The 19,691-nt window shown below is 71.3% G+C and carries 10 protein-coding genes; 8 read left to right on the top strand and 2 right to left on the bottom strand.

All coding sequences use genetic code 11. The annotated features are described in order from the left end of the window. Positions 1–110: 110 nt before the first annotated feature. Entirely contained in the window at positions 111–1,064 is a 954-nt protein-coding gene (locus ACXAHD_RS24620) for an ABC transporter substrate-binding protein (protein ID WP_475053463.1), read from the bottom strand. Between the two features lie 664 nt (positions 1,065–1,728). Here ACXAHD_RS24620 and ACXAHD_RS24615 point away from each other — a divergent pair. The 4 genes from ACXAHD_RS24615 to mmsB all read left to right on the top strand — a co-directional run bounded on the left by ACXAHD_RS24615 (position 1,729) and on the right by mmsB (position 6,945). After that, entirely contained in the window at positions 1,729–2,712 is a 984-nt protein-coding gene (locus ACXAHD_RS24615; RefSeq protein ID WP_281555677.1) for a LacI family DNA-binding transcriptional regulator, read from the top strand. A 351-nt stretch (positions 2,713–3,063) separates the two neighbouring features. Next, entirely contained in the window at positions 3,064–4,206 is a 1,143-nt protein-coding gene (gene chvE / locus ACXAHD_RS24610) for a multiple monosaccharide ABC transporter substrate-binding protein (protein WP_281551187.1), read from the top strand. A 10-nt stretch (positions 4,207–4,216) separates the two neighbouring features. Next, positions 4,217–5,767, top strand: a complete 1,551-nt coding sequence (gene mmsA, locus ACXAHD_RS24605) for a multiple monosaccharide ABC transporter ATP-binding protein (protein WP_289213467.1) — start codon at positions 4,217–4,219, stop codon at positions 5,765–5,767. Beyond that, entirely contained in the window at positions 5,764–6,945 is a 1,182-nt protein-coding gene (gene mmsB, locus ACXAHD_RS24600) for a multiple monosaccharide ABC transporter permease (protein ID WP_278170952.1), read from the top strand. Before mmsA ends, mmsB begins: the two co-directional genes overlap by 4 nt. 275 nt (positions 6,946–7,220) lie before the next feature. On the opposite strand, the gene ACXAHD_RS24595 is transcribed toward mmsB, so the two are convergent. Further along, positions 7,221–8,651, bottom strand: a complete 1,431-nt coding sequence (locus ACXAHD_RS24595) for a condensation domain-containing protein (RefSeq protein WP_289213468.1) — start codon at positions 8,649–8,651, stop codon at positions 7,221–7,223. 183 nt (positions 8,652–8,834) lie between these two features. Between ACXAHD_RS24595 and ACXAHD_RS24590 the strand changes: the two genes are divergently transcribed. From ACXAHD_RS24590 to ACXAHD_RS24575, 4 genes are all read left to right on the top strand, one after another. Further along, a complete protein-coding gene (locus ACXAHD_RS24590; RefSeq protein ID WP_289213469.1) occupies positions 8,835–14,444 on the top strand; it encodes a non-ribosomal peptide synthetase/MFS transporter in 5,610 nt (1,869 codons plus the stop codon). Beyond that, entirely contained in the window at positions 14,441–15,979 is a 1,539-nt protein-coding gene (locus ACXAHD_RS24585) for a class I adenylate-forming enzyme family protein (RefSeq protein ID WP_289213470.1), read from the top strand. The genes ACXAHD_RS24590 and ACXAHD_RS24585 overlap by 4 nt, the downstream gene beginning before the upstream one ends. A gap of 63 nt (positions 15,980–16,042) precedes the next feature. Beyond that, on the top strand, positions 16,043–19,183 hold the full coding sequence (locus ACXAHD_RS24580) for a non-ribosomal peptide synthetase (RefSeq protein ID WP_475053457.1): 3,141 nt from the start codon (positions 16,043–16,045) through the stop codon (positions 19,181–19,183). A gap of 44 nt (positions 19,184–19,227) precedes the next feature. After that, positions 19,228–19,509, top strand: coding sequence for an acyl carrier protein (locus tag ACXAHD_RS24575; RefSeq protein ID WP_281551206.1), 282 nt, complete (start codon positions 19,228–19,230; stop codon positions 19,507–19,509). Positions 19,510–19,691 lie beyond the last annotated feature (182 nt).

Genomic DNA, 19,691 nt, shown 5'->3' with positions numbered 1-19,691 from the left:
TGGTGGGGGGGGGGAGGGGGGGGGAAGAGAGGGGGGCGGAGGGGGCGGGTGGCGGGCGCCTGCCCTGTCGTCCTGCTTGGTGGGGGGACCGGGCGGGACGACGGATCGGCTCAGTACTCCCGGGTGGGCAGCGCTTCCTCGGCCTGCTCCTGGGTGAAGGTGGTCTCCTCGGTGACCACCCGCTTGGGCACCGACTCGCCGGCGTGCACCTGCTCGACCAACTCCATCAGCTGTGGCCCGAGCAGCGGGCTGCACTCCGCGATAAAGTTGATCTTGCCGTCGGCGAGCGCCTGCATGCCGTCGCGGACCGCGTCGATCGTGATGATCGTGATGTCCTGGCCGGGCACCAGACCGGCGGCCTCGATCGCCTCGATCGCGCCGAGACCCATGTCGTCGTTGTGCGCGAAGAGCACGTCGATGTCGTCGTGGGCCTGGAGGAAGGCCTCCATGACCTCCTTACCCTTGGCCCGGGTGAACTCACCGGTCTGCGACGCGATGATCTCGAACTTCGGGTCGACGGCGATCGCCTCACCGAAGCCCTGCTTGCGGTCGTTGGCCGGAGCCGAGCCGGTGGTGCCCTGCAGCTCGACGATCCGCACCGGGCCGGGCTCGTCGGCGAACTCCTCGGCCAGCCACTCCCCGGAGAGCCGACCCTCGAGGACGAAGTCGGAGCCGATGAAGGTCTCGTACAGCGTCTCGTCCTGCGAGTCCACTGCCCGGTCGGTCAGGATCACCGGGATCTCGGCATCCTTGGCCTCCTTGAGCACCGTGTCCCACCCGGACTCCACGACCGGGGAGAAGGCGATCACGTCGACCCGCTGGGCGATGAAGTTGCGGATCGCCTTGATCTGGTTCTCCTGCTTCTGCTGGGCGTCGGCGAACTTCAGCTCGATCCCGGCCTCGGCCGCAGACTCCTGGACCGACTTGGTGTTCGCCGTACGCCAGCCACTTTCGGCGCCGACCTGGGAGAAGCCGAGGACGATCTGGTCGTCACCGCCGCCACCCCCCTCCGCGCCCGAGTCACCACAGGCGGCGGTGGTCGCCACCAGCATCGCCGCGATCATGACGGCGGAAAAACGTCTGAACACTGCCTACCTCCCGCTGAGGCTGATGTCGTCCGCCGGTTGGCCGGACGACCGGCGGTCGAAACGGTCCACGGATGCGGTGGACCGACTGTTAGCGTTAACTTTGCGATTCGGTCAAACACCCGGCGTACGCCAAGCTTCCGACCCACCGACACCCTTCCCAGGTGGCCCAACTGGTCGGGATGCCATCGACAGCCGAGGCTCAACCGCCGCGTTTCAGGAGTGTTACCGTTCTCATCGAGCACGTCAAGGGGGTGGATCGCGGCCGTTACCGCTCTGTTGCGACAACTTCCCTCGGCACCACCGAGTGGGGCGGGACGATCAGATGAGCGATAACATCGACAACGGTCGCAGACCAGGGTATCCGGTCGGGTCTCCGTAGTAGGGCAACCGCTGCCGGATCGGCGGAACCAGGTTCTCCCCTCGGCTCGCCGCCAGCCCATGGCGGCTCCCGGTGGGTGACCGCTAACCTCGCTGTTGACGGAGCTGGCACGGGCACCGGAAGACAGCCCGGCCCACCCGGCCGGTCCAGTTCCGCGGCCCTGGCACCACGCCGGGTCTGAAGATCATCGGCAGTGCCGGCACGTCCCGGCCGGACTTGAGGTGGGCAGCGGTGAGCAGCAGAAGCGTCCGGGAACCAGCGATGACGGATGTGGCCAGGCTGGCCGGGGTGAGCCACCAGACGGTGTCCCGGGTTCTCAACGGTCACCCCAACGTGCGCGAACAGACCCGGCTACGGGTCCGAGCCGCCATCGCCGAGCTGGGCTACCGGCCGAACCGCGCGGCCCGCGCCCTGGTCACCGGCAAGTCACAGGTGATCGGAGTGGTGGCACAGAACTCGACGCTCTACGGTCCAGCGTCCCTGCTCGCCGCGTTCGAGCAGGCCGCCGGGGCCGCCGGGTTCGCGGTCAACGTGGGCAGCGTCCGCAGTCTGGATCGGCAGTCCATCGCTGGCGTCGTCGACCGCCACCTCGACCAGCGGGTCGCCGGCCTGGTAGTGCTCGCACCGGTGGTCTCCGCCGGCGAGGCCGTGCAACAGGTGCCGGCCGGAGTGCCACTGGTCACCATCGACGGTGACCCGCAGCACAACACCGCGCTGGTCACCGTCGACCAGGCGGCCGGGGCCCGGGCCGCCACCCGGTGCCTGCTGGACGCGGGTCACCCGACCGTCTGGCACGTCTCCGGTCCGGGCGACTGGTTCGACAGCGCCGGGCGGATCCACGGCTGGGAGCAGACCCTGCGGGACGCCGGCGCCGAGGTCCCGCCACTGGTGCCGGCCGACTGGAGCGCGGCGTCCGGCTACCGCGCCGGGCAGATGTTGGCCCGGATGCGCGACGTCACCGCCATCTTCGCCGCCAACGACCACCTCGCGCTGGGCATCCTGCGGGCCCTGAGCGAGCGGGGCCGGCGGGTGCCGGACGAGGTCAGCATCGTCGGCTTCGACGACGTGCCGGAGGCCGCCTACTTCACCCCACCGCTGACCACCGTACGGCCGGACTTCGACGCGGTGGCCAAGGCGAGTCTGGCGCTGCTGCTGCGGCAGATCGAGTCGGGCGCGCGCAGCGACGAGCGGCACACCATCGAGCCGACCCTGGTGCACCGGCGCAGCGTCGCCGCGCCCAGCTGAACCGGCCCGCCAGCAGAGCCGACGGCGCTCCACATCCAGCCCTTGAGCTGTGGAAACGTCCCGCAACGGAGGCGTCGGGGCGACGCCGGCGCGGGCGGTCGGATGTTTCGCATCGGTTTCCCAAGGATCGCGTAGGGGCTCTTGACAGCGAACTTGTGAGCGATAACACTGCGACTCACAGTGCCACCGATAGTTTGCAGCAACCCGACAGCGTGACGGGGCCGCATGGCCACCGGCCGCCCGCCGTGCCCGGTGCACCGCCCAGCGGTCCGGCACCTCATCGCCCACGGCACCACAACCTCCCGCCTGCGGCGCCACCGCCCGCAGCCCATCCCAGAGAGGGAGACGTCCGTGCAACTGCGCACGAGCACCATAATCCAACGGCTGGCCACGATCGGCGTAGCCGCTGCCCTGGCGACCAGCCTGGCCGCCTGCGGCTCCAGCGAGAAGACCATCAACCAGGAGACCGGCGACGGCGACAACACGGGGGCCCTGGTCGGTGTCACCATGCCCACCCGGTCCTCCGAACGCTGGATCAGCGACGGCGACAACGTCAAGGCCGCGCTGGAGGAGCTGGGTTACGAGGTCGACCTGCAGTACGCGGAGAACGACATCCCGACCCAGGTCAACCAGATTGAGAACCAGATCACCCGGGGCGCCCGGCTGCTGATCGTCGCCTCGATCGACGGCACGGCGCTGACCACCCAGCTGCAGCAGGCCGCCGACCAGGGCATCCCGGTCATCGCCTACGACCGACTCATCCGCAACAGCCCGAACGTGGACTACTACGCCACCTTCGACAACTTCAAGGTTGGCGTACAGCAGGCCACGTCCTTGCTGGTCGGACTCGGCATGCTCAACGCGGACGGCTCCGCCGGCGAGGCCGACGGCCCGTTCAACATCGAGCTGTTCGCCGGATCGCCGGACGACAACAACGCCACCTTCTTCTTCGACGGCGCGATGTCGGTGCTGCAGCCGCACATCGACTCGGGCAAGCTGGTGATCCGCAGCGGCCAGACCGACTTCGACACCGTCGCGATCCTGCGTTGGGACCCGGAGACCGCACAGCGGCGGATGGAGGACCTGCTCACCCGCACCTACCAGGGCGGCGTCACGGTCGACGGGGTGCTCTCGCCGTACGACGGGCTCTCCATCGGCATCCTGTCCGCGCTCAAGAGCAGCGGATACGGCACCGCCGGCCAGCCCTACCCGGTGGTGACCGGGCAGGACGCCGAGGAGGTCTCGGTCAAGTCGATCCTGGCCGACGAGCAGTACTCGACGATCTTCAAGGACACCCGCGAGCTGGCCAAGAAGACCGTCGAGATGGCGCACGCCGTCCTCAGCGGCGACGAGCCGGAGGTCAACAACACCACCGACTACGACAACGGGGAGAAGGTCGTCCCGTCCTACCTGCTCGAGCCGGTGATCATCGACAAGAGCAACTACGAAGTGCTGATCGACAGCGGCTACTACTCGGCCGAGCAGCTGGGCTGAGTCCACGATCATGCCGACCGACGCCATCCTGCAGATGCGGGGCATCACCAAGACGTTCCCCGGCGTGCGTGCCCTGCACGACGTCAACCTGACCGTACGCCGGGGCGAGATCCACGCCATCTGCGGCGAGAACGGCGCCGGCAAGTCGACCCTGATGAAGGTGCTCTCCGGCGTCTACCCGCACGGGTCGTACGCCGGAGAGACCAGCTTCGACGGCCGGCCGGCCCGGTTCGCCGGGATCCGGGACAGCGAGCACCGGGGCATCGTGATCATCCACCAGGAGCTGGCGCTCTGCCCGCAGCTGACGATCGCCGAGAACATCTTCCTCGGCAACGAACAGACCCGCCGTGGGCTCATCGACTGGAACCACACCAACCACCAGGCGGCCGAGCTGCTGCGCCGGGTCGGGTTGACGGAGAATCCGACCACCCTGGTCGCCGAAATCGGGGTGGGCAAGCAGCAGTTGGTCGAGATCGCCAAAGCGCTGTCCAAGCAGGTGAAGCTGCTGATCCTGGACGAGCCCACCGCCGCGCTCAACGACGAGGACTCCGCGCACCTGCTCGACCTGCTCCGCGGGCTGCGGGACACCGGCATCACCTGTGTGATCATCTCGCACAAGCTCAACGAGATCCTCGCCATCGCCGACACGATCAGCATCCTGCGCGACGGCGAACTGATCGAGACGCTCGACCCGGCGAACGACGAGGTCACCGAGGACCGGCTGATCGCCGGCATGGTGGGCCGGTCGATGGAGCACCGGTTCCCGCCGCGCACCCCGAAAATCGGCGCCGAGGCGCTGCGGATCGAGGAGTGGACGGTGCGCTCCCCGGACGGCGACCGGGTGGTCGTCGCCGACGCCAACCTCACCCTGCACCGTGGGGAGGTCGTCGGGCTGGCCGGGCTGATGGGAGCCGGTCGGACCGAGCTCGCGATGAGCGTCTTCGGTCGGGCGTACGGCCGGGACATCAGCGGCCGGGTCTACAAGGACGGCCGGCAGATCCAGCTGCGCTCGGTCCGCGAGGCGATCGACCACGGCATCGCGTACGCCACGGAGGACCGCAAGCGGTACGGACTCAACCTGATCGAGGACATCCAGCGCAACGTGTCGGCGGCCGGGCTGACCCGGCTGGCCCGCCGTGGCTGGGTCAACGAGGGCGCCGAGCACCGGACGGCGCAGGGGTTCCGCCGCAGCATGAACATCAAGGCGCCGAGCGTGGCGAGCATCGTCGGCAAGCTCAGCGGCGGCAACCAGCAGAAGGTCGTGCTGTCCAAGTGGATCTTCACTGAGCCGGACGTGCTGATCCTGGACGAGCCGACCCGGGGCATCGACGTCGGCGCCAAGTACGAGATCTACTCGATCATCAACCAGATCGCCGACAACGGTACGGCGGTCCTGGTCATCTCCTCTGAACTGCCCGAACTGATCGGGCTGTGCGACCGGATCTACACGTTGTCGGCCGGCAGGATCACCTGCGAGGTGCGGCGGGCCGACGCCACCCAGGAGCGACTCATGCAGCACATGGTGCAGGGACAGGAGCAGGGATCGGGGGCCGACCGGTGAGCGTCGCCCGGATCAACGTCCGCGAGAGCGGCATCTACATCGCGTTCGGGCTGATCGTCGTGCTGTTCGCGGTGCTGACCGACGGGGCACTGCTGCAGCCGCAGAACCTGTCCAACATCATCGTGCAGAACTCGTACGTGCTGATCCTGGCGATCGGCATGATCCTGGTCATCATCGCCGGGCATATCGACCTGTCGGTCGGCTCGGTGGTCGGCGCGACCGGGGCGATCGCCGCCGTACTGATGGTCGAGCACGACCTGCCCTGGCCGCTGGCCCTGCTGATCACCCTGATCGCCGGTGCCGCGATCGGCGCCTGGCAGGGCTTCTGGATCGCGTACTTCGGCATCCCGGCGTTCATTGTCACCCTGGCCGGGATGCTGCTGTTCCGGGCGCTCACCCTGAGTGTGCTCGGCAACCAGGGCATCGGGCCGTTCCCGGATCCGGTGCGTACCCTCGCCAACGGCTTCACCGAGGGCTATCTGGGCAACATCGGGTTGGGCCCGCTCGGCGGCGCCGATCTGGTCAGCCTGCTGGTCGGTCTGGTCGCGGTCGGCGGTATCGCGGTCAGCCAGTGGCGGGCCCGGGTCGCCCGGCTCGGCTACGACCAGGCGGTGGAGCCGATGCCGGTCTTCCTGTTCAAGATCGTCGGCGCCTCGGCGGCGGTGCTGTTCGTGATCGTGCAGTTGGCCCGGTTCAAGAACCTGCCGTGGGTGCTGGTGCTGCTGGCGGCCCTGGTGCTCGGCTACTCGCTGCTGACCAAGCGGTCGGTGTTCGGTCGGCAGATCTACGCGGTCGGCGGCAACCTGCAGGCCGCGGTGCTGTCCGGGGTCAAGGTCAAGTCCGTCGTGTTCTGGATCTTCGTGAACATGGGGGTGCTCTCCGCGCTGGCCGGGATCATCTTCGCCGGCCGGCTCAACCTGGCCGGACCGACCGCCGGCAACACCTTCGAGCTGGACGCGATCGCCGCCGCGTTCATCGGCGGGGCGGCCGTGCAGGGCGGGGTCGGCAAGGTGGTCGGCGCGGTCACCGGCGGTCTGATCATGGGCGTGATCAACAACGGGATGTCGCTGATCGGCGCCCCCAGTGAGAACGTCATGCTGGTCAAGGGTGCGGTGCTGCTGGCCGCGGTCGCCTTCGATGTGTGGAGCAAGCGCCGCGCCGGCGTCGCCTCCCGCTGACCCCGCCGATCCACCCGGACCGCCTGGGCTGTCCACCGGGATGCGGCGCAGCTCACCATCGACCCCACCGGTCCGACACCCGCAGCCCGCACCGCTAACCTCCTGATGCTCGGCGACAGCCCGGAGCCGCCGGCGATCCCGGCGGCGGTGACCATCACGGCCAGCCACGGACGTCGTACCGCGAACCGTAGGCAACCACGCCTACCGCGGCCTGCCCTGCTCCCACACGACGGGGGCGGGGCAGGCCCATGTCGTCCTAGCGCACCAGCTTGGCTTCACCTGACGATCTGGCCCCGTCCGCCGCCAGGGCTGGGCTGCCAGGGCCAGGGCACGTCCCGGTAGGCGGCCTCGATGAGCAGCGACTCCAGGTCGCGCAGGTACGGCTCGATCGTTTCCGGTGCCAGGAACCGGGTGTCGACCGTGTAGGTGAGGCCGAGCGCATCCGGCTCGTCCACCACGTGCAGCAGGCGGTGCCAGGAGGCGGCGTCCAGGCCGTCGGTCCGGGAGAAGCGACTGTCGTCGGCGGCCGCCCGCAACTGCTGCTCGGCTACCGGCGGCACGTCGTCCACCACGTCCCCGCCGGGCAGCCGGACGTCGTTAAAATAGTAGTGCGGCAGGAATGCGGTGGTGTAGTCGTAGCCGAGCTCCTCGAACGTCGTCCGCATCGCGACGGCGTCGTAGTAGGCGTGCAAGTATCCGTCCAGCGCGACCCGATAGATCCGTGGTAGCAGCTCAAAGAAACCCGGGCGATCGGCGATGTCCAGCACGCAGAAGCCGATTTGACCGAGATTGGCGATCGCATTGACGTACTCGGGCCGGAAGCGGTTGTGCGACATGTTGAACAGTCCGCAGACCTGACGCCCGGTCGCTCCGGCGGACAGGGCGGTGGTAGCGGCGAGCAGCACCGTCGAGAAACTCACCCGATGCCGGGCGGCGACCATCCGGGCGGCGGTGGCGGCGGCCGACGAGACCAGTGTGCCCCGGTGCAGCCGTGGGGTGGCCGGCGGCGCCGGCTCGTCGAGCGAGACGTCGGCCAGCCGGCGGTACTGCCGGAGCCAGTACGCCACGGTACGGCCCGAGTGCCGCTGGTCCGGCCCGTGCTGGCGGCGGGCCACGTCCACCGACTGCAGCCCGGCCGGGGTGCCCAGGTCGCCCCGGAGCAGGATCAGCCGCAGGTCACGCAGCACCACCTCGACCGCGTACGCGTCCACGGTCGAGTGGCTGAAAACCAGCACCAGCTGGCGTACCACGCCGTCGACCCGCACCACGGCGAACCGCACCGGCCACTCCCGACCGTGGTCGAAGGCGATATCACCCAGCCGGCGGGTGAGCTCGGCGGCCGCCACGGCGCCGTCGCCGGTGCCCGCAACCACCAGGACCGGGACCTGCCCGGCCGCCGCGGTCTCCTGCCGCGACGTGCCGTCCGCCGTCCGGCATACCCGGGTACGCAGCCCGCCGTGCCGGCCGACTAGCACGCCGATTGCCCGCACCACGCTGGACAGGTCGGCCGGGGCCCGACGCGGCACCGCCAGCACCCGACGCAGGTTGAGGAACAGGTGCTGGGTCCTCGACAGGGCGGCGGCCCGCCACATGACCTGCTGCGCCCAGGTCATGTGGGCCACCTCAGTCCGGCCACCGTGGAACTCCGCGTGGACCAACTCGTCCATGGCCCACTCGGCGGGCACGACGGCATCGACGAATCGCATTCCCGACGGTACGACGGCACGACATGCATCGAATCGATCATTCGTCCGTACCACAGTGCACTAAAAGTTGATTCCGCTGTGCCGACGACGGGGGTCAGGCTGATGGCTCACGTAGACGAATCAAAGGCAATCCGGGTGACGAATCTCGACGTACCAGCGCAGGATGTCCCGATCCAATCACAAGTGATTCAGCACCGAAAAGGGGAAAGTCCGGCACTGTCGTTCGGTCAGGAGCGGATCTGGTTCACCGAACAGCTGACGCCGGGTACCGCCGGCTACGTCGTGCACAGCACGGTACGGATGGGTGGACCGCTCGATGCCGACCTGCTGCGTGCCGCAGTGGATACCGCCGCGGCCCGCCACGACAGCCTGCGGATGCGGTTCACCGAGAACCTCGACGGCGAGCCGCAGGTCGAGGTGGTACCGCAGGTCACCGTACCGTTCACGGTGCTCGACGCCGACAACGAGGCACACGCCCGGGAGCTGGTCGACGCCGCCGTGCGGACCCCGTTCGACCTGGCCGTCGCACCGCTGCTGCGGGTGCTCCTGGTCCGGCTCGGCGATGACGACCAGGTGCTGCATGTGGGGATGCACCACATCGTCAGCGACGGCTGGTCGCTGAACCTGCTGCTGGCCGAGGTCGCCGCCCTCTACGGCGCGCTCACCGACGGTCTGCCGGTGCCGCCGGCACCGGCCATCGACTACGCCGACTACGCCGCCTGGCAGCGGGTACGCGGTGACGGGCCGGCCGTTCAGCGGGAGCTCACCTACTGGACCGGGGCGCTCGCCGGAGTGCCGCCGCTGCAGCTGCCGACCGACCGGCCCCGACCCGCCGTGCAGTCGTACGCCGGCGACGTGCACCGGTTCGGCTTCGACGCCGAGCTCACCGCGGCGCTGCGCCGGCTGAGCCGGGCCCACCGCAGCACCCTCTACATGACGCTGCTCACCGGCTGGCAGGCGACGTTGTTCCGGTACAGCGGGCAGCGGGACTTCGCCGTCGGATCACCGGTCGCCGGCCGGGTGGTGCCGGAGGTGGAGAACCTCGTCGGGCTGTTCGTCAACACGGTGGCGATCCGGGCCGACCTGTCCCGGGCACCGGCCAACGGCGCCGGCGGTGGCGGTGCCGGCGATCGCGGTGGTGCCAGCAGTGCCGGCGACGGCGGTGAGCCGGGCTTCGGTGAGCTGCTGCGCCGTACCCGGGGGCGGGTGCTACGGGCGCTGAGCCACCAGGAGGTCCCGTTCGAACGTCTGGTCAAGGAGCTCAACGTCGCCCGCGACGTCAGTCGGGCGCCGGTGTTCCAGGTGCTGTTCACCCTGCAGAACTACTCGCGGGCGCGGAGCAGCTGGCCGCGCGGGATCACCACCGGGGCGTTCGGCAGCGACACGGCGGCGGCCCGGTTCGACCTGTCGCTCTACGTCAGCGAGACCGGCGACGGGCTGCGGGCCATGCTGGTCTACAACACCGACCTGTTCGACGCCGCCACCGTGGCACGGCTCACCGGGCACTACCGGGCGTTGCTGCGCGCCGCGGTGGCCGACCCGGACCGGCCGGTGGTGGATCTGCCGCTGCTCGACGACGCACAGCAGCGGCAACTGACCGCGTTCAGCACCGGCCCGGTGCCCGGCACCGACCGGCCACGACCGGCCACTGCCGGGGCGGTCAACCTCGGCGACCTGGTCACCCGGCACGCCACGGCCACCCCGCAGGCACCCGCCGTGGTCCACGGCGACGACCTGATCAGCTACGCCGAGCTGGACCGACGCGCCAACCAGCTGGCCCACCAGCTGCGGGAGCAGGGTGTCGCGCCGGGCCACCTGGTCGGCGTCTGCCTGGACCAGTCGGTGCAGTTGGCGGTCGCGCTGCTCGCCGTACTGCGGGCCGGCGGGGCCTACCTGCCGCTCGATCCCGAGCAGCCACCCGCCCGGCTGCGGCTGATGCTCGCCGACGCCGCCCCGACGGTGGTGTTGACCAGCAGCGCGATCCGCGCCGAGCTGGGCGGCGACGCCGCCCAGGCGGCCCTCGCCGGGGCGACCTGCCTGGACCGGATCGCCCCGGTCGTCGCAAAGCAGCCGACCGGGCCGCCGGCAGGGGCGGCGGGCGGCGACGACCTGGCCTACGTCATCTACACGTCCGGCTCGACCGGCGTGCCCAAGGGGGTCGCGGTCGCCCACCGGCAGGTACTGAACTATCTGGACGGGGTCGCCGAGCGGTTCGACGTCGTGCCGGCCGGCCGGTACGCGCTGCTGCAGTCGCTGTCGTTCGACTTCAGCGTCACCGTGTTCTACCTGGCGTTGGCGACCGGCGGTTGCGTGCATCTGGTGCCGAGGCGATGCACCGGCGAGGAGCTCGCCGACGCGCTGCGCACCGGACGGATCGACTACCTGAAGATGACGCCGTCGCATCTGCGGGCGCTGGCCGCCGAGGTTGACACGGCGCGGCTGCTGCCCCGGCGGGCGCTGATCCTGGGCGGGGAGGCGGCCGACCTGGACTGGGCGGCGGACCTGGCCGGGCACGGCGTACCAGTGTTCAACCATTATGGACCGACTGAGGCCACCGTCGGGGTGACCACCTACCGGGTGTCGGCGCACGAGCGGGGGCCGGGCAGCGTGCCGATCGGCCGCCCACTGCCGTACGCCCGGGTGCACGTGCTCGACGCCCGGCTGCGGCCGGTGCCGGTCGGCGTACCGGGTGAGGTGTACCTGGGCGGCGACCGGCTGGCCCGCGGCTACCTGAACCGGCCCGGGCTGACCGGGCAGCGGTTCGTCCCGGACCCGTTCGGTCCGCCCGGCTCCCGGCTGTACCGCACCGGTGACCTCGGCGCGTGGCGTGCCGACGGCGAACTGCTCTTCCTGGGCCGCACCGACCACCAGGTCAAGATCCGCGGCTACCGGGTGGAGCTGGGTGAGGTGGAGGCGGCGCTGCGCGAGATTCCCGGGGTACGGCAGGCCGCCGTACTGCTGCGTGACGACCGGTTGGTCGGCTACCTGGAACGCGCCCCGCAGGACCCGGCACCGGAGACGGCGCACGGGCCGGAGCCGGCCGAGCTGCGCCGGCTGCTCGCCGACCGATTGCCGGACCACATGATCCCCAGTCGGTACTGCTGGCTGGACCGGCTGCCGCTGCAGGAGCACGGCAAGATCGACCGCAGGGCGCTGCCGGAACCGGGCGACGATCAACCCGCCCGCGAGTACGTCGAGCCGACCGGTCCGGTGCAGACGCTGATCGCCGCCGTCTGGCAGGCGGTGCTGCAGGTGCCCCGGGTCGGCGCCGACGACGACTTCTTCGAGCTGGGCGGGCATTCGCTGCTGGCCACCCAGGTGGTCGCCCGGCTGCGCCGGGAACTGCCGACGGTCCGCGTCGGCGACGGCGCGCCTCCGGCTGTCAGCGTGATGGACCTGTTCCGGCACCGCACCGTACGCGAACTCGCCGCCCTGCTGACCGACGGTGACACCGAGCGGGGTCGGCTGCTGCATGAGCTGACCGCACCGACCTCCGCCGCCGAGCGGGTCGCCACCCTGGTCTGTGTCCCGTACGGCGGCGGCAGCGCGGTGGTCTACCAGCCACTCGCCGACGCGCTGCCGGCCGGCTGGCGGCTGCTGTCGGTGGCGATGCCCGGGCACGACATCGGGCTGGCCGACGAGCCGGCACCGATCGACGAAGTCGCCGAAGGCGTGGTCGCGGAGATCCTGGACCGGGTCGACGGACCGCTGATCCTCTACGGCCACTGTGGGCCCGGCGGGGCGCTCGCCGTAGAGGTGGCCCGCCGGCTGGAACAGGCCGGGCGGGAGTTGACCGCGGTCTACCTCGGTGCGATCTTCCCGTTCGGCCGGCCGACCGGCGGGCTGCTCGGTCCGCTGCTGCGGCTGCGGTTGGTGGAGCGGGTCCGCAGCGACCGGATCTACCGCACCTGGTTGCAGGCGCAGGGCACGTCGATCGGTTCCCTCGACCCGGAAGAGGCGGCGTTCCTGATCCGGGCGATGCGTCACGACGCCCGGGTCAGCGAGGACTACTTCACCGCGCTGATGCGCGACCAGGTGACCCCGCTGCGCGCCCCGGTGATCTCGGTCGTCGGGGAACGCGACCGGGGCACCGACTTCCATGAGGAACGTTTCCAGGAGTGGCACTTCCTGTCCGACCGCACCGCGCTGGCGGTGATCGACGAGGCAGGGCACTACTTCCTCAAGTACCGGGCCGGCGAGTTGGCGGAGATCGTCACCGGCGTCCACCTCCGGCTCGCCGTACCGGCCGAACCAGACGTGCCACCCACCGACGATGCGGGGGTGGAAGACCCAGCGTGGCGGCTGCACGCGGTCTCCGACCGAGGCCCGGCCGCCAATCCGCCGGGGGCCCGGTCCGGACCGTCGGCACCGGACCGGGCGGCGACCGGACCGGACCGGGCAGGTGGGCCACAGCCCAGCCTGCGCCGGTTCGGTCTGGTCGCGGCCGGCCAGATCGTCACCACCACCGGCACCGCGTTGACCAACTTCGCCGTACCACTGTGGATCTATCTGGAGACCGGTTCGCTGGCCCGGTTCGCCCTGTTCTCGATCGTCAGCCTGCTTCCCGGGCTGCTGATCGCCCCACTGGCCGGGGCGTTGATCGACCGGACGAGTCGCCGCCGGGTGCTACTGGCCGCCAGCGTCGCCGCTGGCGGCGCCAAGGCGGTGATGGCCGGGCTGCTGATCGCCGACCGGGCCGAGATCTGGCACTTCTACCTGCTCGTCGGCTGGCTGTCGGTGGCGTTGGCGTTCCAACGGCTGTCGTTCGTGTCGGCGGTGCCGCAGCTGGTGCCGAAACGCTTCCTCGGCCACGCCAACGGCCTTACCCAGACCGCAGTCGGGTTGACCCAGTTCATGGTGCCGCTGCTGGCGGTCGCGCTGCTGGAGGCGGTCGGACTGCGCGGCATCATGATCATTGACGTGGTGGCGTACGTTTTCGCCGTCACGGTGCTGATCGCGATCCGGTTCCCCCGCACGCTGGCGCTGCAGCGGCGAGAGAGCCTGGGGCAGGAGATTCTCAACGGACTGCGCTACTCGCTGCGCCGCCGGGAGTTCCGCGGCATGCTCGCCTTCTTCGCCGCCCTCAACCTGTTCCTGTTCCCGGTGCTGTTCCTGCTCTCCCCGCTGGTGCTGGGCTTCGCTGAGCTGGCCGAGGTGGCCCGGATCGCGCTCACCGGCGGGGTCGGCGCGGCCGTCGGCGGGCTGGTGATGCTGGTCTGGGGCGGCCCACGCCGCTACCGGATGCGGGCCGTGCTGATCGGCACGCTGGGCATCGCGGTGGCCTGCGCGGTGACCGGGCTACGCCCCAGCCTGCTGGTGATCGGTGCCGGGGCGTTCGGCATGTACTGCGCGCTCGGCCTGGTCAACGGCATCTACAACACGATCATCCAGATCAAGGTGCCGCCCCGGTTCCACGGTCGGGTTTTCGCGCTCAACCAGATGGTCGCCTGGTCGACGATGCCACTCGGCTGGGGGGTGATCGCCCCGCTGGCCACCAGCCTGATGGAGCCGCTGCTGATGCCGGACGGGGCGCTGGCCGGCACGGTCGGGCTGGTGATCGGGGTCGGTCCGGGCCGGGGCATCGCCCTGCTCTACATCGCCTTCGGCGTCTGCATCGCGCTGACCGCGATCGTCTCCATGCGTACCCGGGTGCTGTCCCGGTTCGACGACGAGGTGCCGGACGCCCCGCCGGACGACCTGGTCGGCATCGAGACCCGGCAGGCCCGGGTGGCGGCGTCCCCCGGCGGTGGACAGCGAGCCCAGCAACCGGCGTCCCCCGGCGGTGGCCGATGAGCCCAGCTACCGGTGTCCCCCGGCGGCCGGCCGCCGCGCCGGCCGCTCGGACCGTACCCGAACTGCTCGACTGGCGCTGCGCCCTGCACCCCGACCGGGTCGCCATTGAGGTCCACGGCGTGGGCCAGCTCACCTTCGCCGACTGGCGGGTCGGGTCGCTGGCGGTGGCCGCCGCGCTGCGACGGGCCGGGGTGACCCCCGGTGACCGGATCGCGCTGGTGTTCGCGGCGCGGGAGTGGACCGGCTACGCCGTGGCGTACTGCGCGGTGTTGCGGGCCGGTGCGGTCGCGGTGCCGCTGTCCGACCGTCTCGCCCCGGCCCAACTGGAGTACGCGGTGCGGCACTGCGCCGCCCGGCTGGTGCTGCACGGCCCGCTGACCGCTCCGGCCGGACCGGCGCCGGCCGTACCCGCCGGGGTCGCGCCACTGGCGCTCGCCGACCTGGTCGCCGACGGCACCGACGCGCCCGCTCCCCCGCCATGCCCCGGTGACCTGGCTCAGATCCTCTACACCTCGGGCACCACGGGCCGACCCAAGGGCGTCGGCGCCAGTCACGCCAACCTCGTGGCCGGGGCGCCGAACCACCCGCGCCGGCTGGCCCTGGCCCACTCGGAACGCTTCCTGCACGCCTTCCCGATCGGCACCAACGCCGGGCAGACCATGCTGTTCAACGCGTTGACCGCGAAGCCGGCCGCGCTGACCCTGCCCCGGTTCACCCCGGCGCGGTTCGCCCGCCTGGTGACCGCGCCCGGCACCGGCACCGTCTTCCTGGTCCCGTCGATGGCGATCGAACTGCTCGACTCCGGTGCCCTGCGGGCGCGGGACACCTCCGGCGTGATGCTGATCGGGTCGACGGCGGCGGCGCTCGCACCGGCGGTCGCCACCCGGCTGGCCGCGACGTTCCCGGCCGCGACGATCGTCAACTACTACTCGTCGACCGAGGCCGCCCCCGCCCAGACCGTGATGGTCTTCGACCCGGCACGACGGGCCGCCGTGGGCCGGCCGGCCGAGGGTCAGCTGATGATCGCCGACGAACAGGGCCGGCCGCTGCCGCCGGGCAGTGTCGGCGAGGTCTGGCTGCGCTGCCCGCATCCGCGCTCGTACTACCGCGACGGCCCGGCCACCGAGGCGACCTTCCGTCAGGGCTGGGTCCGGATGGGTGACCTCGGCCGGCTGGACGCCGACGGCTACCTGTACCTCGCCGACCGGCACCAGGACATGATCAAGTCCGGTGCCTTCAAGATCTCCTCACTGGAGGTGGAGGCCGCGCTGCACGAGCATCCCGCCGTCGGCGAGGCGGCCGCGGTCGCCGTCCCGCACCCCGTGCTCGGGTCGGCTGTCGGGGCGGTGCTGGTACCCCGCGCCGGGCATGCACCGCACGAACTCGCCCTGCCCGCGGTGCGTGCCTTCCTGTCCGACCGGCTCGCCGACTACCAACTGCCGGCCCGGGTGCTGGTCGTCGAGGCGCTGCCCCGCAACGAGGCCGGCAAGGTCCTCAAACGGGCGCTGGCCGCGCTGTTCGACCCGCCGGGCTGACCGGCTCCGACCCGGCCGCACCGTCCGACATCGACAAGACAACAGCAGTACCAGGAGGATCCCGTGGGCACCGCCGAAGCGACGTACGCACAGCACGCCGTCTGGTTCACCGAACAGGCCGGGGTGGCGGGTACGGCGTACCACATGGCCCTCGGCGTGTGGTTCGCCGCCGGCCTGGACCAGGCAGCGCTGGCCACGGCGTGCGCCGCCGTCGTCGACCGGCACCCGGTCCTGGCCACCCGGGTCGACGACAGCGACGGCGTACCGCGACTCGCCCCGGCCGCCGACCGCCCGACGCTGCAGCATCAGGCGCTGCAGCGGCTGACGCCGTCGGCCGGTGGCGCGGACGCCGACCGGCTGATCGCGGCGGAGATCGCCCGCCGCCACGACCTGCGCACCGGTCCGCTGGCCAGGTTCAGCCTGATCCCCGCCGCCGACGGTGACCGGCACCTGCTGCTGATCACCGCCCACCACCTGGTCTTCGACGGCACGTCCAAGGACGTGCTGGTCCGGGACCTGGCGGCGGCATACGGTGCCGCCCGCGCCGGTCGCCCGGTCGAACTGCCGGCGGCACCGACCGACGGGTACGCGGCACGGGCCGGCACCGAACGGGACCGGGTCGCGGCCGAGTCGGCGGCGGCCGCAGAACACTGGGCCACCCGCTGGTCCGGCCCGGGTGGGCTGGTGCTGCCCGGTCTCACCCGGGTGCCGACCGGCGCCGAACCCGGCGACGCCGTACCGGTGGTCCTGGCGCCGGGTCTGGTCGCCGGGCTCTACCAGGCCCGGCGCAAACTCGGGATCCACCGGTTCGAGCTGCTGCTGGCCGCGGTGCACGCGCTGCTGCACAGGTACGGCAACCAGCAGGTCCCGGTCGGCGTCGGGGTGTCGACCCGTACCGCCGACGACGCCGACGAGATCGGCCTGTTCGTCAACGAACTGCCGGTCACCGTCCCGGTGCCCGACGACGCGGGTTTCCGTGACCTCGCGCACGCCGTCCGGGACGAGACACGGGCGCTGAACCGGTTCCGGGCCGTCCCGCTGGCGCACGTTGCCACCGGGCTGCGGCCGGCGCCCGCGCTCACCCCGGTGTCGATCGGCTACCGCCGCCGCGCGCCGGGACCTGTGTTCGACGCGGTGCCGACCACCGTCGACTGGGCGATGTTCAGCGGCGCGGCCCGCGACGCGCTGCACATCCAGGTCGTCGACGGGCCGGCACCGGACAGCGACCAGGAGCACCTGGAGATCAACCTGCAGTTCAGCCCGACGGCCGTTCCCACCGCCGCCGTCGCCCGGGTCGGCGACCATTTGCGGACCCTGCTGGCCGCCGTGGCCACCGACCCGGAACAGCCGATCGCCGACCTTCCGGTGCTGCCTCCCGCCGAGTCCGAGCTGGTCTGCCGTGGCTGGAACGCCACCGGCCGTGACTACCCGGCCGACACGACCGTGCCGCTGCTGTTCGCGGCGGCGGTACGGCGGACACCGGACGCCGTCGCGGTCGTCGACGGTGGGCGTACGCTGAGCTACGCCGATCTCGACGCGGCCAGCGCTCGGCTGGCCGGGCTGCTGCGGGCCCGTGGCGTCGGGGCGGGATCGCTGGTCGCCGTGCTGCTGGACCGCTCCTGGCAGGCGGTCGTCGCGCTGCTCGCGGTGCTGCGCAGTCGGGCCGCGTACCTGCCCGTCGACCCCAACTATCCGCCGGCCCGGCAGGCGATGATCCTCGACGACGCCGCGCCGGCGCTGGTACTGACCACCAGCGGTACGGCGGCCGCCCTGCCGGCCGGGCCACCGGTGCTCGCCCTCGACCAGCTCGATCTGACGACTGCTGACCCAGAAACCGGTGCCCCAGGGGCCGCTGACCCGTGGACCGCGGACCTGCCCGACCCGGACGAGCTGGCGTACGTGCTCTATACCTCGGGTTCCACCGGGCGGCCCAAGGGGGTACGTGTCCCGCACGGCGCGCTGGCCAACCTCCTGCTCGGCATGCGGGACATGTTCGACAGTGGGCCGGCTGACCGGTGGCTCAACCTGACCTCGCCGTCGTTCGACATCTCGGGGGTCGAGGTCTACCTGCCGCTGACCACCGGTGGTCAGGTGGTGGTGGCCTCCGGGGTCAGCGCGCTCGACGGCGCCGGGGTGCTGCGGCTGATGCGCGAGACCGGGGTGACACATGTGCAGGCGACTCCGTCGGGTTGGCGGGTCCTGCTGGAGGCCGGGCTCGACGACCAGGTGGTGGCGGTCACCGGCGGCGAGGCGCTGGCGGTCCCGCTGGCCCGCCAGTTGCGCTCACGGGTGGCCCGGCTGGTCAACGGGTACGGCCCGACCGAGGCGACGATCTACGCGACGATGGCGGAGATCCCGCCGCAGCCGGACGAGGTCACCATCGGCCGGCCGGTGCCGAACACCACCGCGTACCTGCTGGACGCAGAGCGGCGGCCGGTGCCGATCGGAGTGCCCGGCGAGCTGTACCTGGGCGGGCGGGGCGTCGCCGACGGCTACCTGAACCGCCCCGAGCTGACCGCCGAGCGGTTCGTCCCCGACCCGTACGCTACCGACGCCGGCCGTCGTCTGTACCGCACCGGCGACCTGTGTCGCTGGCTGCCCGACGGCCGGCTGGAATTCCTCGGCCGGGCCGACGACCAGGTGAAGATCCGCGGCCACCGGGTGGAGCTGGGTGAGATCACCGGCCGGCTGCTGGAGCATCCGGCTCTCGCCGAGGCCGCCGTACTGCTGAACGGTACGGACGAGGCGTCGCCGCGGCTCGTGGCCTACCTGGCGCCCCGCGGTGCCGCGCCGACCGTCGCCGAGCTGCGCCGGCACCTGACCGAAACGCTGCCCACGGCGATGGTGCCCACCGACTGGGTGTTGCTCGACCGGCTACCGGTGAGCCCGAACGGAAAACTGGACCGGGCCGCGCTGCCGGCACCGACGACCGGCGGTACGGACCCGGTCGGCGCCCCAGACCCCGCCGAGGCGGACCCGGTCCTCGATGCGATCCGGTCGATCTGGCAGGACGTGCTGCAGATCGCCGAGATCGGCATCGACGAGGACCTTTTCGACCTGGGCGGGCACTCGTTGACGATCACCCGGATCAGTAGCCGGATCCACCGTCGGCTCGGCGTCGAGGTGCCTCTGGACGCGTTCTTCGACACGCCGACGATCGCCGAGATCGCCAACCTGGTCCGCGAGGCCGGCGGCCGGTGCTGACCGGGCGGACGACGCCGAACAAGGTGGAGACGAAGGAGGATTCGGTGGACACGACGACGCTGCGGCAGCGGGTGATGGAGCTGGTCGACGAGGCGACCGGCGGCACGGTGCCGATCGACCAGCTGACCGGCGGCGGATCGCTGATCGCGCTGGGAGTCGACTCGCTTGGCCTGCTCCGTCTGGTCGACGCCGTCGAGGCCGAGTTCGGCGTCGAGGTGGAGTTCGACGGCTCCGGCCAGCGGATGGACACTCTGGACGACCTGGTGGCCGCAATCGTCGACGCCCGCGACGAGGCGGAGCCGGACCGGGTCGCCACCACCGGGTGACGAATCGGTCATTACCCGCCAAGGCGACGGCTTCGATGCCTGTCCGACACGGCGTCACTGTCCGTCGGTGCCGGGTGAGCCGGTCGCTCGACTAGACGAGTTGTTCCGAAGTCCCGTCAGTGGTCGTAGGCGATCAGGGACCGGGTGACGGGTGCGCCGGTCTTGTTGTTGTGCCAGATCGC

Source organism: Micromonospora sp. ABR4_055 (assembly GCF_056160425.1).
Note: the sequence above shows the minus strand (reverse complement) of the source record. Positions and strands in the feature narration are given on the sequence as shown.

What these genes read in the sequence shown, in the direction of transcription:
- ACXAHD_RS24595 (WP_289213468.1), bottom strand. Translation starts at nt 8,651, where the DNA reads ATGCGATTCGTCGATGCCGTCGTGCCCGCCGAGTGGGCCATGGACGAG.
- ACXAHD_RS24620 (WP_475053463.1), bottom strand. Translation starts at nt 1,064, where the DNA reads ATGATCGCGGCGATGCTGGTGGCGACCACCGCCGCCTGTGGTGACTCG.
- ACXAHD_RS24585 (WP_289213470.1), top strand. Translation starts at nt 14,441, where the DNA reads ATGAGCCCAGCTACCGGTGTCCCCCGGCGGCCGGCCGCCGCGCCGGCC.
- ACXAHD_RS24615 (WP_281555677.1), top strand. Translation starts at nt 1,729, where the DNA reads ATGACGGATGTGGCCAGGCTGGCCGGGGTGAGCCACCAGACGGTGTCC.
- mmsA (WP_289213467.1), top strand. Translation starts at nt 4,217, where the DNA reads ATGCCGACCGACGCCATCCTGCAGATGCGGGGCATCACCAAGACGTTC.